Here is a 17,286-nt window from a genome sequence, read left to right as displayed (position 1 = left end):
ATAAGTTACTAATGATAGCCGTAGCAACAGAACGCAACTGGAAACCCGTTATTAAAGAATTTGAGGCTGTAGTCGGCAAAAACGGCGTAGTGCAGCGCCGTGAAGAATTGATTGTCTACGAGTGCGATGGACTCGCTAGCTACCGCCAGCGCCCCGCCCTGGTGGTATTGCCGCGAACTACGGAGGAAGTGGCAAATGCGGTCAAAATCTGCGATCGCAATTCGATTCCTTGGGTGGCTAGAGGCGCAGGAACGGGGCTTTCCGGCGGCGCTTTACCTGTAGAAAACTGCGTGCTGATTGTCACCGCCCTGATGCGAAAAATCCTGAAAGTAGACTTAGAAAATCAGCAAGTAGTCGTACAACCCGGAGTAATTAATAACTGGGTAACGCAGGCAGTTAGCGGTGCCGGTTTCTACTACGCACCGGATCCTTCGAGTCAAATTGTTTGTTCGATTGGCGGTAATGTTGCTGAAAATTCTGGCGGCGTTCATTGCCTCAAATATGGCGTGACAACCAATCACGTTTTAGGATTGAAATTGGTACTTCCCGACGGTTCGATTGTCGATGTCGGTGGCGAAATTCCTGAGATGCCCGGTTACGATTTAACAGGTGTATTTGTCGGTTCCGAAGGCACTTTAGGAATTGCGACAGAAGTTACTTTGCGAATCCTGAAAGCGCCGGAATCGATTTGCGTTTTGTTGGCAGATTTTCCTAGCATAGAAGCAGCGGGCGAATCGGTTTCCGATATTATCAGTGCGGGCATTATTCCCGGCGGCATGGAAATCATGGACAATATCAGCATCAATGCTGTAGAAGATGTGGTAGCAACTGGTTGTTATCCCCGCGATGCGGCCGCAATTCTGCTCGTAGAAATCGACGGTTTAGAAGTGGAAGTTGCCACAAATAAACAGCGAATCGCCGATATTTGCAAGCAGAATGGAGCGCGAAATATCACCACGGCTCATGACTTGGAAACGCGGATGAAAATTTGGAAAGGGCGGAAAGCTGCTTTTGCGGCGGCGGGTCATCTCAGCCCGGATTATTACGTGCAAGACGGCGTAATTCCCCGCACGCAAATGGCTTATGTTTTGAAAGAGATTGAGGGATTGAGCAAAAAATACGGCTACCGGATTGCGAATGTATTTCATGCGGGAGATGGGAATTTGCACCCGCTGATTTTGTACGATAATTCGGTAAAAGGTGCGCTGGAAAAGGTGGAGGAATTGGGCGGAGAAATTCTCAGGTTGTGCGTGAAAGTTGGCGGCAGTCTTTCGGGGGAACACGGGATTGGTGCTGATAAGAAGTGTTTTATGCCGGATATGTTTTCGGAGGTAGATTTGGAGACGATGCAGTGGGTGCGTCACGTGTTTAATCCGAAAGGTTTGGCAAATCCTGGGAAGATGTTTCCAACGCCGAAGACTTGCGGGGAAGCGGCGAGGGCTAAGGTTGAAGCTATGAAAAAGTTGGAGGGTGCGGAAGTTTTTTAAATGCCCAGTTTGTAGTGAGGACTTCAGTCCTTTGAGTTTGTAGTGAGGACTTCAGTCCTTTCTTATATTTTGATGAAGAAGGACTAAAGTCCTCACTACAAACAATTTTTTTTATTGCTAACCGTGCTAATGTGCGATCGGCATTTTGATGACAAATTCCGTGCCTTTCCCCAATTCTGAAGTGCAATACAATTCCCCTTTGTGTCTTTCTACAATAATTTGATAGCTAATTGACAAACCCATTCCCGTGCCTTTACCAACGGGTTTCGTAGTAAAAAATGTATCGAATATGCGCTGCTTGACTTCTTCAGTTATTCCCGGCCCGGTGTCAGCAATTTTGATTTCTACAACATTGCCGGTAACTTCGGTACAAATTCTAATCTGGCGGAAATTTTCTGGCATTTCTTGAAAATCTTCCCTAATGTTCGGATCGTCTAAAGCATCAATTGCATTGCTGAGAATATTCATAAAAACTTGATTTATCGGCCCGGCGAAACACTCTACAAGCGGCAAATTTCCGTATTCTTTGACAATTTGAATTGGTGGCATTTCGCCGTTTCCTTTCAAGCGGTGATTGAGAATTAACAGCGTGCTGTCAATACCTTCGTGGAGGTTAACGGGTTTCATCTGTGAATCGTCGTGCCGCGAAAAGTTCCGCAGCGACTGCACAATCTGGCAAATGCGATCGACGCCTACGCTCATTGAAGACATGATTTTGGGTAAATCTTCAGCTAAAAATTCGAGTTCGTTCTCTGCTGTTTCTTGTTGAATCTCAGCAACTGGATTGGGATAATGTTGTTGGTAAAGTTCTAGGAGGTGAAATAAGTCTTGGATATAATCTTTGAGGTAAGCGAGATTGCCGTGAATGAAGCTGACGGGGTTGTTGATTTCGTGAGCCACTCCGGCAATCAGCAATCCCAAACTGGACATCTTTTCGCTTTGAACTAATTGGGAATGAGTATTTTTTAGTTCGTCAAGTGCTGCTGCTAGTTGTGCTGATTGTTCTCTGCTTTGTGCTTCGGAATTTCGCAAGGATTCTTCGGCTTGTTTGCGATCTGTGATGTCTCTCTGTACGCCGATGAAATGAGTTAATTTGCCTGTTTTGTCGCGCACTGGAGATATTGATAAAGCATTCCAAAAAACTGTTCGATCTTTGCGGTAATTTTTTAATATTACCTGACATTCGCTTTCGGTTGTCAAGGCTTGGCGGATTATTTCTAATGCCTCGGAGTCGGTATCGCTTCCTTGTAAAAATCGGCAGTTTTTGCCGAGAATTTCTTCCCGTCGATAGCCTGTCATGCTTTCAAAGGCGGGATTGCAATAAATAATTGGATATTCTGGCTTGGTGGCGTCAGCAATGGTAACTCCGGTGCTGGTAGCAGCCATAGCCCGATCGTACAACCAAAGCATTTCTTCTGCGCGCTTGCGATCGGTAACGTCCCGCAACGTTGCTAAATAAGCCATTTCTCCCTCCCATTCCGTTTCCACCACCCGCATTTCTACTACAGCATTTGCTTTGTGCCTGCGAATAGCCTCAACTTCTGTTTGCACGACACGCATCCCTGCTGCTTCTGTTTCTCCAACTTGGGGAATAATATCCGTGTCCATTTCAATGTCGCAAGCTGAACCTTCTACTACCAAATTGCCAAAAAATGCTTGACCTAAAAGTTCTTCTGCTTTGCAGTTAAATAGCGCTTCTGCTGATGGGTTGGCAAAACATACAAGCCCTTGCTTATTGACGATTGCGATACCGTCAGCATTTTTGGCGATCGCATTCCGAAACCGAGATTCGCTAGCTTTCAAGTCCTGTTCTAACTGTTCAATTACTTCCTGCATCTGTTGCATTTCGCAAATACTAATACTGTCAGATTGTCCAAAATTGGATTCTATGCAATCATCGGCTATTTTTTGGGGTAACTCTTGACAGTCCATTCTATTGTTCATATTTTTAGAAAGTGTTTTGTGGCTACTTCTAATATTACTGACCTTATTTCCTGAATCAGCTTCATGAAAAAACATATTTAAACCTACCATTTTTTTATTAAGGTGTTGCGATCGCGAAATTTTTATTTTAATCTAGGCAGAAAACAATTTCCCTTCGATGCTAACACATTACTTTTATGATTCATCCTAAAATATTTTTGAAATTTAATATTTATCTCCATGGAATGATCTATTCCACTTGAGTAAGTAATTTCAAAAACATCGGGATTTACGTAGTAGGAAAACTAACCATTAAGGCGAGAAATGGCTTCAATCAGCCTCCTAGGGGACAAAATAACACTATCGACTCCCCTGTTATAAATATTTAGAAGCAATTGCCAAGTATAAATTATTATATGATTTTGAAGTAAGTCCGCTGGCTCACAAGCAGGCTCATGCTTGAAGTCTCAGGAAATAATCACAATTACCAATTAGCAAATTATCTACCTGCCGCCAGATTTGATATAGAATGTAACCTGTCTATTTTTGCGATCGCAATTTCAAACCAATGGCACGTCTAGCACTTCTGAGCGTCTCCAATAAAACCGGGCTAATCGACTTAGCGCGCAGTCTAGTAGAAGAATTTGAATTTGACATAATTAGCAGCGGCGGGACAGCAAGCGCCCTCAAAGAAGCAGGAATCCCTGTCACGAAAGTTGCAGAATATACTGGTTCTCCCGAAATTTTGGGCGGGCGAGTCAAAACACTTCACCCGCGAATCCACGGAGGTATTTTAGCACGCCGCGATGTAGCGCAAGACATCGCGGATTTAACGGAAAATCAAATTCGGACGATCGATCTAGTTGTAGTCAATTTGTATCCCTTTGAACAGACTATTGCCAAACCTGGAGTTACTCTAGCTGACGCGATCGAGAATATAGATATCGGCGGGCCGGCGATGCTGAGAGCTTCAGCTAAAAATCACGCTCATTTGACAGTTTTGTGCAATCCAGACCAGTACAATACTTATTTAGCAGAACTGCGACAAAATGGCGCGGAAGCATCCTTAGAGTTTCGGCAAAAATGTGCGTTAGAAACATTTCAGCATACAGCAAATTACGATCGCGCGATCGCCAATTATCTCAGCAGCCAATCCGAGCCAGAATCGAAGCTACCACAGGAGTTTAGCGTATCGGGAACCGAGCTGCAAACACTCCGCTACGGCGAAAACCCCCACCAAGCAGCCACCTGGTATCAAAGCGGAAATGCACCGACAGGCTGGACAACTAGCACCATCCTGCAAGGCAAAGAATTGAGCTACAATAATTTAGTAGATTTAGAAGCAGCAAGGCGGCTAATTGTAGAATTTCCCGAGACTCCCGCCGCCGCTATTCTGAAGCATACAAATCCTTGCGGTACAGCCTTGGGTTCGACTATTTCCGAAGCGTATCAAAAAGCTTTTGATACAGATTCAGTCTCAGCTTTTGGTGGAATTGTTGCCCTGAATCGCCCGATTGATGCTGCTACTGCAACGGCGCTAACTCAAACATTTTTAGAATGTATCGTCGCCCCAGGGTGCGAACCAGAAGCGGAAGAAATTATCAAGAAAAAGGCGAAAGTTCGAGTATTAATTTTGCCGGATTTGACTCCAGGGCCAGCGCAAACTGTTAAGGTAATTGCAGGCGGTTTGCTGGTACAAGAATCGGATAATCTAGTAGAAGAAACTAGCAAATGGCGCGCCGTTACCGAGAAGCAGCCGACTGCGGGAGAGTTGGAAGAATTGCTGTTTGCTTGGAAAGTGGCGAAACACGTTAAATCAAATGCGATCGTTGTGACGCGCGATCGCACTACAATCGGTGTCGGCGCCGGACAAATGAACCGCGTGGGATCGGTTAAACTAGCGTTGGAACAAGCGGGAGAGAAGAGCAAAGGAGCTATTTTGGCTAGCGATGGCTTCTTCCCCTTCGATGATTCCGTCAAAACGGCTGCCCAAGCGGGAATAATTGCGATCGTCCAACCGGGAGGAAGTATGCGCGACAAAGATTCGATCGCAGCAGCCAACCAACTCGGAATTACAATGGTTTTCACTGATATCCGGCACTTTTTGCATTAGGAATAATACCTATAGCTTTTCTTAATTGTGTACGATAGTGTAGGGATATAATAGTGTTCATTGGTCTTAACTTAAGTCTAAAAGCTTTGAATCTCTCGTTAGTATCCGAGTCTAGATCCCCCTAAATCCCCCTTAAGAAGGGGGACTTTGAAAACACTTTTATCGTTACTAAGACGGGAGACTTTGAGACTCTTGTCCCCCCCGACCTAAGGGGGGTTAGGCAGGGTGGTTTTATTGTCGTCAGACAAATTAGGTACGTTGTTGGGCTTCAGCCCTCTTTCCTAATCTTATAAAGAGGGCTAAAGCCCAACAACGTACCTTGGCCCAGACGCGAACCAACCTGCTTCTTAAGAGGGGCTAGCGGGGGATCGAGAAGACTGTGACACCAATCAAAACTGTTATATCCCTAACCAGTACCCAGTTGTATCCTTCAAAAATTATGACTTACAGCGAACAGCAAATTAAACCCCAAGACGTAAAAGTTAAAATCCTGCTTACCGGCGGACATCAGTGCACCATTACGCTCAAATCCGACACACCATTATTGCACAGCCTTGTCAAAGCATTAGTCGATCGCCCGCAACAGACAGTAGGTTTTTCCACCTTATTCCAAATCCCCATAGACGACGGGCGTTCCAGCCTTTCCTTTCCCGCCGAACATCTCGTCGGATTAGTCACCGAACCCCCAATTTTCTTGCAGCAACCGCAACCGCAGCAGCCAGCAATCCCCCTAGAAATTGTCCCAGAAATTCCCGCAGAAATTCCCGCAGAAATTCCCGCCCCCGCACCCGTAAATGACGATTTAATATCTCGCTACGCCCAAATAGATAACTTTTTGACAACCGCAGAAAAGAACAAACTAATTAAATATGTTTTAGCCAAAGAATCAGAATTTGTAACTACCAGTACCTCAACAAATGCCGAAGATTACCGTCGCTCAATGGTGCTCCACTCCTTCCCGGAATTTTCCACACTGATGGTAAATCGCATTAAAGCAATTCTCCCCGATGTGCTGCGTAAATTAAATATCCCAGAATTTGCGCTGGGTGACATAGAAGCTCAATTAACAATGCACAATGACAACAACTTTTACAAACTTCATAACGATAGCGGTTCGCCAGATACCGCCAGTAGATTTTTTACTTACGTTTATTATTTCAACCGAGAACCTAAGGCTTTTTCAGGCGGGGAATTGCTGATTTACGACAGCAAAGTCGAGAACAATTTTTATGTTGCAGATGAGACATTCAGAAAGGTTGAGCCTCGGAATAATAGCATTGTATTTTTTCTGAGTCGCTATATGCACGAAGTTTTGCGAGTCAACTGTCCCTCGAAAGCTTTTGCTGATAGTAGGTTTACTATTAATGGCTGGGTGCGAAAAGCGGATTGAGATGAGATTTGCAGGTTAAGCTGGGTGCGTAAAGCAAATTGATACACGATTTGTGGATTAAGGAATGAAAATTCAATAATTTCAGCATCTTTACGCCCGCTAGCTTTGCAGGCAAGGATTGAAAGATCGAGATTGCTTAAGTTATTAAATTGCCATTCCTAAGATAAAACGGCGGTTGAAACCGCGTCTACAAAAACAAAACCCGCCTCCGCGGGTTGAAGAATGGACGGTTAACATTACGTTTTTTATTGACACCGCATTTTCTTTACACCGCGGAGACGGCGGTTAAAACCGCGTCTACAAAAACAAAACCCACTCCAAGCGGGTTAAAGAATGGATGGTTAACATGATATTTTTTTGTTGACACCGCCTTTTCTTCAGTCTGCGGAGACGGCGGTTAAAACCGCGTCTACAAAAACAAAACCCGCCGATGCGGGTTAAAGAATGGATGCTTAACATGATATTTTTTTGTTGACACCGCCTTTTCTTCAGTCTGCGGAGGCGGCGGTTAAAACCGCGTCTACAAAAACAAAACCCGCCGATGCGGGTTAAAGAATGGATGGTTAACATGATATTTTTTTGTTGACACCGCCTTTTCTTCAGTCTGCGGAGGCGGCGGTTAAAACCGCGCCTACAAAAACAAAACCCGCCGATGCGGGTTAAAGAATGGATGGTTAACATGATATTTTTTTGTTGACACCGCCTTTTCTTCAGTCTGCGGAGGCGGCGGTTAAAACCGCGTCTACAAAAACAAAACCCGCCGATGCGGGTTAAAGAATGGATGCTTAACATGATATTTTTTTGTTGACACCGCATTTTCTTTACACCGCGGAGACGGCGGTTAAAACCGCGTCTACAAAAACAAAACCCGCCGATGCGGGTTAAAGAATGGATGGTTAACATGATATTTTTTTGTTGACACCGCCTTTTCTTCAGTCTGCGGAGGCAGACTTGGTTTGACAAGACGCGGTTTCAACCGCCGTCTGCTTGGTTTGACAAGACGCGGTTTCAACCGCCGTTTACGTCTCCCGCGATGCTATATTTACTCTTGTGCTCCTGCACTTTTGAGCAATTTCACGACAGTCGAATAACCTTTAAATTCAGCTAACATTAAAGCTGTATAATTTCCCGGATTTTTGTGATTTAACTCTGCACCAGCAGCGATTAAAATCTTAACTGCATCAGCATAACCCCGATGGGCGGCCCACATCACAGCAGTTGCGCCGGATTCATCGAGCAAGTTGACATCTGCGCCTTTTTCGACTAATATTTGGACGATCGCCAGATAACCGCGATCGCACGCCTTCATTAAAGCAGTTTTCCCCAAATCCGCTGGGATATTCGGATCTGCACCGCCGTCAAGCAAGGCTTTCACCGTTTCAGTATGTCCGTGAAACGCAGCTAGAGTCAAAGCTGTCTCGCCAAAGTTTTTAGCATTCAGGAAATCTGGGCGATTTGAGTTTACTTTTTGCAGCAAAGCCGATACGATAGCACTGTGACCGTGAACAGCCGCCACCAGCAAAGGCGTATCGCCCAACCGATTTCTCGAACCGACATAAGCACCTCGGTTTAACAGCAATTCCACCACATCTTGACAGCCTTCAACCACGGCAAAATTCAACGCAGTTTCGTCATCTCTGTCCTTCGCGTTGATATCCGCGCCAGCATCTAGTAATATATGTGCGATCGCTCCATTTCCCCCAGCAGCAGCAGCCATCAAAGCCGTCCCGCCATCTCCACTTTTGACATTCGCATTAGCACCCGCAGCCAGGAGAGCTCGCACCGCATCAACATTACCGCAATCCGCAGCCAAAGTTAAAGCAGTTTCGCCCTCTTTGTCGCGAATTTCCAAATCAGCACCAGCGGCTAGCAGCATCTCGACTACCGCCAAATTGTCCGCCGTAGCAGCCTGCATCAAAGGAGTTTTGCTCTGTAGATTTTTAAGATTAACATCCGCACCGCGATCGAGCAAAATTCGGACAATTTTAGCGCTACCTTGACTGATAGCTGAAAATAGCATAGAATTATCAGCAACAGCACCCCCATCAGCCAAAGCTTGAACAACAGCTTCATGTCCCGAACAAGCAGCTATTTTGAGAGCCGAATCTCCATCTTTATCTCGAACATTCACATCAGCCTTAGCATCCAGTAACAACCGGATAACATTGATATCGCCTTTGAGAGAAGCAGCCATCAAAGCCGTACTTCCATCATCATTTTTAGCATCAACATCAGCACCCGCAGCCAACAACAGCCGCATAACATCAGCCTGTTTGTTAGCCGCAGCCAACATCAAAGCCGTGAGGCCAAAACGCCTGCTTGCGAGGTTGACATTAGCGTCATTGTTTAGTAAAATACGCACGATTTCCGTATAGCCCTTTTGGGCGGCAAACATCAAAGCCGTCGTCCCCTCAGAGTCTTTGGCGTTAGCGTCAACCCCTTTAGCTAGTAAAGCTTGGACGTGAATAATGTTGCCAGTCTTGGCAGCTTGGATCAATACAGCGTCTTGTTTAGTGGCAGGCATAATAGTCTCTCATACCGTATATTTGTACCGTCGCACGAGAGGGACTTACTGGTATGCTAAGTTTTATGAAGTATATTTACAAATCCTCAAAACGCCATGAATCTCGAAATTCCGCAGTCTGTGAAAGTTTGGAGTCAATTCTTCCACCCAGTTTTAATGTGGGTGTTGCTAGCAATCTCATTTTATGCTTTGTATCTCGGCGTTCAAATCCGCCGTACCAGAAGTGCCGAAGGCGAAGTCAAGAAAGAGTTAATTAAGGGCAAATTCAATATCAAGCACCATCAGATGGGCTCCTTGCTGCTAGGCTTGATGGTAACAGGTGCGATCGGCGCAATGGCAGTCACCTACATCAACAACGGCAAACTATTTGTCGCCCCGCACTTAATAGCAGGGTTGGGAATGACCGTCATAATTGCCATTTCAGCGTCTCTGACTCCGTTTATGCAAAAAGGTCAAGATTGGGCGAGATACACTCACATCGTTCTAAATGTGGGGCTGTTGGGGCTATTTGGCTGGCAGGCATTAACAGGTGTAGAAATCCTGCAAAGAATCATCAGTAAAATGTAACCGTTAGAGTACGATTCAGGACTTGCGCGCGGATGTCCAGAAACCGGGTTTTTCACGCGTTTACTTCGTTGTAGGCGTAAATTCTGCTAAAAACCCGGTTTCTTTAATCGTAACAGTCGTAGGGTGTGTCGCGATCGACAATCCCTCGATCGCGATCGACAATCTCACAGCGACGCACCTTGGTTATTCAACAGTTGAATAAACAACCCTATCTTTTAGTCTTTCCCAACAGTCGTAAGGTACATCGCCCTCAGATTATCAATGGAATTAATTAATTTTTATAATCGCGACGCACCCTATAGCGGTTCTCAAAAAAGTGATATATTCGCTATGCCCTCTTTGCCCGATGCCCTCTTTGCCCTCTATGCCCGATTCCCGATGCCCGATTCCCGATGCCCGATTCCCTATTCCCATGAGTACCTCATCTTTTTGAGAAAGGCTATACAAAAAATCAAAGCCATGCTAGAAACCCTCATCAACTATTTTGTTTACACCACCAAAGGCCATATTACAAAAAACCAATTAATCAAATTCTTATATTTAGCCGACCTTTATGCTGTCAAATGGACAAACAAACAACTTACGCAGCTCAATTGGCGTTATTATCACTATAGTCCTTGGAACGAAGACATAATAGTCGCCTTAAATCAAATGAATGGCAAAACAATTGTTCAAGAATTTGTGGGAGAAACTATATTTATCCGACTTGGTGCCGAAGCAGGTAATATCGACGATCTAGAATTGCCCATAGGACTAAAACTAATGCTGGAAAACATTCGCAGAGAATGGGCAGGTTCAGGACAGGAGAAAAGCCAGAAGTTACTAAAGTATATCTACAGCACTGCGCCAATGATGGAGGTTAAAGATAGCCATCAACAAGATCAAGTGGTGAGGCTGAATCTAGAGACAGAAAGACAAAAATTAATCAATGAATTAGGGTGATAATGTGGCTGGAAAAACACCTCGTCAAGGTTGGATTTATTTAGTGAATCCCCAGAAAGTATCTCTTCGTTGCCAACACAATCACAATCACATTTATGATTTAAATGAACCATACGAGATGGAATGCCAGACAGTTGATTGTAAACTAATAGTTAATTCTCGTAGGGTTTTGCGGGGAGAACATCATTATCTCTTTTGGGAAATTGACCAATTTCAAGATAAGTCTGAATGCTTACAAACTTTTACGGTGATTCCCTTAACTTTCCAAGAAACCTGCAAAGGTTTACCAACAGCATATCCCATTAACTCGACCAGCAAAAATGGTCTCGATCGCAATTCATTGGCTTTAGTGCATCAGATATGTACAGTTGATGCTAATTGTTTTAAGGACTCCCAAGGAAATTGGCTCGATCGAGTCGGACAAGTGGATAAAGGAGATAAGGAGTCGATAGAGGAACGTTTAAAGTATTTTTTGAATCTTGGGAATAATTCTAGTGATGATTGGTTGATGAACAATGTGTCTGTGGAAGTTTTAGAGAAAGTCTTTGATTATTTGCCGAAGGATATGACGAAAAAGATTGATTTAGAAAAAGTCATAAGCGATCTAGAATTATGGTAATATTATTTCCCGTCGATTACCATTACAAAAACGGTTCGTAGTGCGGACTTAAGTCCGCAGCCGTAATGCGGATTAAGTCCGCATTACGAACCTTACTTATTGCAGTCAATCGACCGGACATGATATAATATCAACTATCTCTGAACTTGCACTTAATTTAGCCACAGAATATAATCCCAACCACGGAGAGATAAAACTTCTTCATTTCTGAGAGAAGAGAATTAACCAAACCGTATCGAGTTATAAATTGTCATTGCGAGGGACGAAGCAATTGCAATATCTATTTTTCCTAGGTTTTCCAGGGGTGCGGAATGGGGATTATAAACCCTAATACAATTGGTTCGATCGCTGGGAATGTGAGTCCTCTGATTGATGCGGACTAAAGTCCTCACTACGAACCTTTATTTGCGGACTAAAGTCCTCACTACGAACCTTTAAGAAGGACTAAAGTCCTCACTACGAACCTTTACCTGACGTTGGGGGTTGCGAATTTTGACAACCAGCGGTTTTTCAGTTTCTTTAAGTGCGATCGCCTTAAATTATCCACCAACCGCCGCAACTGATCCAAATTTCCCGCTTCGCCACCGTACTTCCACCGCACGTAAGCTTGCGAAACTTCCTCAATTACCTCAGCTTCATCGGTTGCATGATGGCCGCGCATTGCCTCAGCATACTCCAAAGGCGTTTGAGCTTTCTGCTTGGGAAATCCCCGACTCGCCAAATCCTGCAACATTTGCTGATAAACCCCTTCCACGGGCGCCAACTTACCCAGCCAGCGCCGGTAGCGCCACTTGCGCCACCCTTGCCACATTAACCAGCCAATGAAGCCAAATGCGATCGCACTAATTAACCCAGTAAACAACCCAACCCAACCCTTCGCAAACTGCCCCAAAAACCAGCCCACAATCAAACTAATCCAGCGAATTACAAAACCGATGACTGAATCTAATCCGCTTCTCAGAGGCGTTGGTAGCCAACCCGCGATCCACTTCCAAAACGATTCCAGCGCGCTAAAAGTCTGGTTATCTTCCACCGAAGCGGGAATCAGTGGATAACCTGGAATCGGATTAAAACCAAACCAGCCGTAATTGGGAAAATATACTTCCGTCATCATGAAAGCGTCGGTATTTTTCACCACATACAAACCAGTAAACGGGTTGAACTCCCCCGTATCGAAACCGCCAGCCACTCGCGCCGGAATCCCGATCGATCTGAGCATAATTGCCAGTACCGTCGCAAAGTGATCTGGATATCCACCAGTCACTTTTTTGCCATCCTGGGTGTTTTGATAGCCAAACAGAAAACCCTCAACCAAATCTTCAGTTTCTTCTAAATAAGGCAAGGCTTTTTCAATTTTATAATTAGGGTTTTGCTTCAAATATTGAGCTAAATACAAAGCTTTTTCGTAGGGAGAGTCGATCGCCCTTTCCGACTTAGCTACTCTAGTTCTAGCCTGCAAAATTTCCTCAGTTTTTGCCCGCACCTTGGCTGCAATTTTCGGCGGCACGTTCAAATAGAACTTGCGAATGTTTTTCGGGTAATCTGTACCAGTTTTATTCAACTCAGCCCGCTCGCGGAAAGGCACATTAGAAATCACCGTATAAGTCACGCCCTCTCCCAATTCCGCAGGCGCTCGCAAACCCCCCTCCGCATCAACCGCCACCTCTGGACTTGGAAAATAAAGTTCCTTTGGTTTGTTTAAAGCCGGAATCAAATTCGGCAACTGAGCAATAATAGTATAACTTTGAATCACCTCTTGAGTCCGAGGCGCATTCGGAAATGGATTCAGGTAAAATTGATAAGACCAGCTAGGTCTAGTAACCTTTTGAGCTTGTTCGTTGCGAGAAATTTCCCAACCCTGACCAGTGTACTTGTCAAAGCCCAACACCCGCCAAAAACCCGCCGCTTGCGATCGCACCCGCATCACCACTTGGGGTTTCATTTCCCCCCGCAAATTCTGATTGATGCGCTGGTTGAAACCGTAATAAAAAGTAGAGTCCACCTCTCCTGGCCCTTTGTCTGGGTTTCTCCCCCTTCCTCCGCCAGTCCCTTGTTCATTTCCCCCTCTGACATACCCCGGATTTAAAATGCTGCGCGAGTCAAATTCCCCCTGATATTCAATGGGAGCACTGACAGGAAAAGTCCGCAACTGATAGCCTGGGAGGCGCGGCAAAAACGCAAAAATAGTCAGCCCCAACCCAACAGTTATCGCTAGCAGCCAACCAAAATACTTGGGGGATAGAGTAGCAGCAAATAGTGACCAGTTCTTATTTTTGGCTGCACCTTCTACTTTCTGCTTGCTATCGTCTGCTTTGGAAAGTCCCAAGCGCGATCGATAATCCAACACCAAAGTCGGCAGCGCTAAAGCCAAAAACACCACTAGCAACGGCCCAAAAGTCAGCGTTTGACTGATAGTCGCCGCTACACTCAACAAAATCAACCCGATCACGATCGAATAGCCCAAATCTTTGCGGCGGGGCAAATCGAAGCTGTGCAGCACTTGAATGTGAATTAACAGTTGCGCCAAAACTAACCGGGTATCGTTCAATTCCCCTATCAAACGGGTAAAAAAAGCGAACAGCGCCACCAGCATGGCAATAGCTATGCAGAACTTAGCAGCTACATTGCGATCGCGGCGGCGGTACCAACTCCAAGTTGCTCCCACAATGCTAACAGGCACAGCCCACAGGTTCAGCGCTTCTTCAGCAGCAACATCTGTCGCCACAATCCCCACAATTACCAACAACTGAACCAGGATTCGCAGCAGTAAAGAATCCTCAATCACCGGCGGAGGCATCGCCTCAATCTGCTCCCACAGCTTACCCAAAACAGGTATTTTTCGCAGGTTATCAGTTGTCATGTGCACCCATCCAAGTCAGTCGATTGTAGATTTTAGATTTTAGATTTTAGATTAACTCCACAGATAAATCTGAGACGGTTTTAACTAAAATCTAATTTTTTTGGCTTCCCACGAGCGAGGTCGGGGGATTGAATTTGTTTTTGTGTGTGTGAGGTCAAACCACAGAGTAAAAATATACATGATTTACTCTAATTGTATTTTTTTAGTTGCTATCTTGTCCTGACAAAACTGGACGAATAGCAAACATCAGAGGTCTAGTCTCGAAGTTTTGGAATCGAACTTCTAAGGCATAAATCTTATCCGGTTGCGGATCGAACAACTCCACACTTAAATGCCCGGAATTCGGACGATGTGCAGTTGCTTCAGCATCTCCTCCCTTGAGTTCCAAACTTCCTCCCCCAGGAAATTCGCATTCAACTCTTAAACACGGCCTTGGTGGTTCTGTATTGCGGTTGGACAGGTATTGAGCTTGCAGAGTCAGCGAACCCAAAGCTGTCAACCATTCTCGGGAAACCGGCGGCTGATTTACAGGACAATCCAAAGTTAGAGAGTCAATGATTTCTCGGGCGGCCAACAGCGACATCAGCATTTGTTGATCGGTAGTTGCCTCGGAGTAATTCGGTAAATCTTCTACTTCTGAAGCTGTAATTCCTCTTGTCGCACCCAGGAGTACGATACCAGCTAATTCGTTAAGTTCCTGAGACTGATCCGGAAACAAGCTATCTACAGCGCGGACTAACTTTGCTCCTTCCCGCAGTGACAACATTACCAATTCCTGACAAGGTTCTAGCAGTTGAGCAAAAACCCCTTGGGCGATCGGAATTGGCAGGCGACCCCATCTAATATTTTGTAGTTGGGGAGTCCAGATATGTAGGGGGGGAACCCATTGGGGGGCTACATCGTCTGGGTAGTCGTGGTCGTAACTTTTAATTTCTGTTTCCCAGGGGAACAGAGGCGGGTTGGATTCGATTTCGGCTCTAAGCCTTTCTTTTAACAAGGTCTGAAAACGGTCTTGCACGGTCGGTATATCTCCAATAGTCAGCGGTTGTGCGGGTGCATTGCTGTGCGCCCTCACTTGATAATCCAGCGGGTCTGGTTCGTCCCATTCCCAGTATTCCACCCCAGAATTGTCTTCGTTGCCCCACTCTTCTGAATAAGGGGGCAGATTGAAGTTCTCCTCATCTTCGCTAGAGGCATTCTCGATCGGCGCCTGCAATACCCAGTCTAAGAAATGGCGCTCGAAAGCCTCTGCATCCCTGTTCGTTTCGTTATTCATCACTAGATGCCCCTTCTCCGGAATCTGAACGATTTCGTAATTCCCAGGCAAGTTCGAGTAATTTAAACCACCGTTTCTGTACCTGGGCTACCGTGCTGCCGAGGGTTTGCGCGATCGCTGACTCTGACAGACCCTGTTGCTTCAACTTTAACAAACGCTGCCCCTCTGGGCCGATTTGCTCGCCAAAGATCTGCCACTGGGAAGGCAGCAAACCCAGATTTTTATCTAAGTCTGCTTCCAGCCACTGGTGAACCAGTTCCCAGCGGTGCGACATGGCAAACCTGAGCAAATGGTACTTAAAGCGTTGCTGCAAATAGTCTCTTTGACGGGGAGTTATGTTTAGAAGCGACTCTATTTCATTAGTCGGCAAGTCTTGCAAGCGCAATATGAAATAATCAGCGCATTCTTGTTGGTTGCGCTCTTTCAAATACGCCACTAATTCATCAATCACATTTTGCCGCAGAGATTCTGACTCTTCGCCTTGGGGGCGAATTGCCGAGGAACCCTGTCCTGCCATCGCTTCCCGCACCGAGTGCACCGACGTGTCGTTCCAAGTTTGGTCGGAATCTGAAGCCCCTCCATCGGCGGCTTGTTCCATATCCACCGAGGTTTCTTTGGGTTGCTGCTGGGAAAAGGTTTGGGCCCGCAAAATAATTAGTTGCTGGCTCCGGTTGCGAGGTAAGGGAATGCGCCGTTTGCCAAAACGCTCTACAAAGGCCATGTACTCTGCTAGTTCTAAGCGAGTGCGAGGACTGTAGGTAGGTGGCAGTTGGGTTTCCCGCCGGAATGCCTTTAAAGCTTCCAGATAAAATCCTTGCAAGAAATCTTTGATCAGTTCTACTCGCGCCTGATAGCTAGACTGCACCTGTGGAGGGGTGATGTAGCGATAGACGATCGCGCTGAGGGTACTGTGCAATTCTACTCGCCCGGGCCCGGAGCCTAAACTATAATAGTGGAGGCATTGTTGCAAGCGGTGCTGAGCTAGGCTCTGGGCTGAACCCTCTATGTCTCCGGAGTTTTGAATCCGCTGACTTTCTGTGCATATCCTGTTGACTTCTGCTGCGAGTCGCCCTGCTACATCTTGGCAGTTTTGCTCAGACGCGCGAGTGGACTTTTTGAGTTCGTCTAACAGCAGTTGAAATATGGTTTCCACGCTCTGGCAGATTTCCCGCATGATTGTTTACAGCTCACATTGAAATTAGCACAGTTAGTAGCAGTATGGAGATTTTTTTTCTACCGCTACTTGCTCCGGGATTCCCGGCACAGGACAAACTGCAATGTCCTCGATCTCCTGTTCTACAAAAACAGTGACGGCTGTTTTTTCTTGATGTGTCCCAGATGTACTATCCGCCACCAACCAGGTTTAATCAGGGGTTTTTGGTAGTGAGGACGAGATAATTTTTAGCAGAAACCGTTTTTTTTTCGTACATAAATATAAAATTTGGATCCGCCACCGACACCAGCATCAATTAAATCGAGCATGAGGCACGATATTTTTCGACTTGAAGGGTCAAGGGTGAATCAATCTAAAAAATGCAGAATTTTTGCTAAAAAAGGCTATATTTGGGTATTGTAAAACTTCATT

At 45.5% G+C, this 17,286-nt stretch carries 11 protein-coding genes; 6 read left to right on the top strand and 5 right to left on the bottom strand.

From position 1 onward, the window contains the following. The first annotated feature begins 11 nt into the window (after nucleotides 1–11). Nucleotides 12–1,487: a glycolate oxidase subunit GlcD gene (gene glcD, locus QZ938_RS21565; protein WP_293353171.1), complete on the top strand. Its 1,476-nt coding sequence runs from the start codon at nucleotides 12–14 to the stop codon at nucleotides 1,485–1,487. Between the two features lie 126 nt (nucleotides 1,488–1,613). Here glcD and QZ938_RS21560 read toward each other — a convergent pair whose 3' ends face one another. Continuing rightward, nucleotides 1,614–3,431, bottom strand: coding sequence for a PAS domain S-box protein (locus QZ938_RS21560; protein ID WP_293353169.1), 1,818 nt, complete (start codon nucleotides 3,429–3,431; stop codon nucleotides 1,614–1,616). Nucleotides 3,432–3,978: 547 nt separating this feature from the next. On the opposite strand from QZ938_RS21560, the gene purH reads away from it, so the two are divergent. Further along, a complete protein-coding gene (gene purH, locus QZ938_RS21555) occupies nucleotides 3,979–5,523 on the top strand; it encodes a bifunctional phosphoribosylaminoimidazolecarboxamide formyltransferase/IMP cyclohydrolase (RefSeq protein ID WP_293353167.1) in 1,545 nt (514 codons plus the stop codon). A gap of 439 nt (nucleotides 5,524–5,962) precedes the next feature. Then, on the top strand, nucleotides 5,963–6,913 hold the full coding sequence (locus QZ938_RS21550) for a 2OG-Fe(II) oxygenase (RefSeq protein ID WP_293150041.1): 951 nt from the start codon (nucleotides 5,963–5,965) through the stop codon (nucleotides 6,911–6,913). 1,042 nt (nucleotides 6,914–7,955) lie between these two features. Here QZ938_RS21550 and QZ938_RS21545 read toward each other — a convergent pair. Then, nucleotides 7,956–9,437, bottom strand: coding sequence for an ankyrin repeat domain-containing protein (locus QZ938_RS21545; RefSeq protein WP_293353165.1), 1,482 nt, complete (start codon nucleotides 9,435–9,437; stop codon nucleotides 7,956–7,958). A 96-nt stretch (nucleotides 9,438–9,533) separates the two neighbouring features. On the opposite strand from QZ938_RS21545, the gene QZ938_RS21540 reads away from it, so the two are divergent. The 3 genes from QZ938_RS21540 (at nucleotide 9,534) to QZ938_RS21530 (ending at nucleotide 11,565) form a co-directional block, all read left to right on the top strand. Beyond that, nucleotides 9,534–10,004 (top strand): DUF4079 domain-containing protein, encoded by a 471-nt coding sequence (locus QZ938_RS21540; protein ID WP_293353163.1) that lies wholly within the window; start codon nucleotides 9,534–9,536, stop codon nucleotides 10,002–10,004. A gap of 261 nt (nucleotides 10,005–10,265) precedes the next feature. After that, on the top strand, nucleotides 10,266–10,946 hold the full coding sequence (locus tag QZ938_RS21535; RefSeq protein WP_293353161.1) for a type II toxin-antitoxin system antitoxin SocA domain-containing protein: 681 nt from the start codon (nucleotides 10,266–10,268) through the stop codon (nucleotides 10,944–10,946). A 4-nt stretch (nucleotides 10,947–10,950) separates the two neighbouring features. Further along, entirely contained in the window at nucleotides 10,951–11,565 is a 615-nt protein-coding gene (locus QZ938_RS21530; RefSeq protein WP_293353159.1) for a type II toxin-antitoxin system PemK/MazF family toxin, read from the top strand. Between the two features lie 466 nt (nucleotides 11,566–12,031). On the opposite strand, the gene QZ938_RS21525 is transcribed toward QZ938_RS21530, so the two are convergent. The 3 genes from QZ938_RS21525 to hetZ all read right to left on the bottom strand — a co-directional run bounded on the left by QZ938_RS21525 (nucleotide 12,032) and on the right by hetZ (nucleotide 16,875). Next, the gene (locus tag QZ938_RS21525) at nucleotides 12,032–14,425 is read right to left on the bottom strand and encodes a transglutaminaseTgpA domain-containing protein (protein ID WP_293353157.1); all 2,394 of its coding nucleotides are present in this window, start codon (nucleotides 14,423–14,425) and stop codon (nucleotides 12,032–12,034) included. 202 nt (nucleotides 14,426–14,627) lie between these two features. After that, on the bottom strand, nucleotides 14,628–15,701 hold the full coding sequence (locus QZ938_RS21520) for a hypothetical protein (protein ID WP_293353155.1): 1,074 nt from the start codon (nucleotides 15,699–15,701) through the stop codon (nucleotides 14,628–14,630). Beyond that, the gene (hetZ, locus tag QZ938_RS21515) at nucleotides 15,694–16,875 is read right to left on the bottom strand and encodes a heterocyst differentiation protein HetZ (RefSeq protein WP_293150019.1); all 1,182 of its coding nucleotides are present in this window, start codon (nucleotides 16,873–16,875) and stop codon (nucleotides 15,694–15,696) included. Before hetZ ends, QZ938_RS21520 begins: the two co-directional genes overlap by 8 nt. Nucleotides 16,876–17,286: the final 411 nt, after the last annotated feature.

The organism is Microcoleus sp. CAWBG27, from assembly GCF_020883145.1.
Lineage (GTDB): Bacteria > Cyanobacteriota > Cyanobacteriia > Cyanobacteriales > Microcoleaceae > Microcoleus.
Note: the sequence above shows the minus strand (reverse complement) of the source record. Positions and strands in the feature narration are given on the sequence as shown.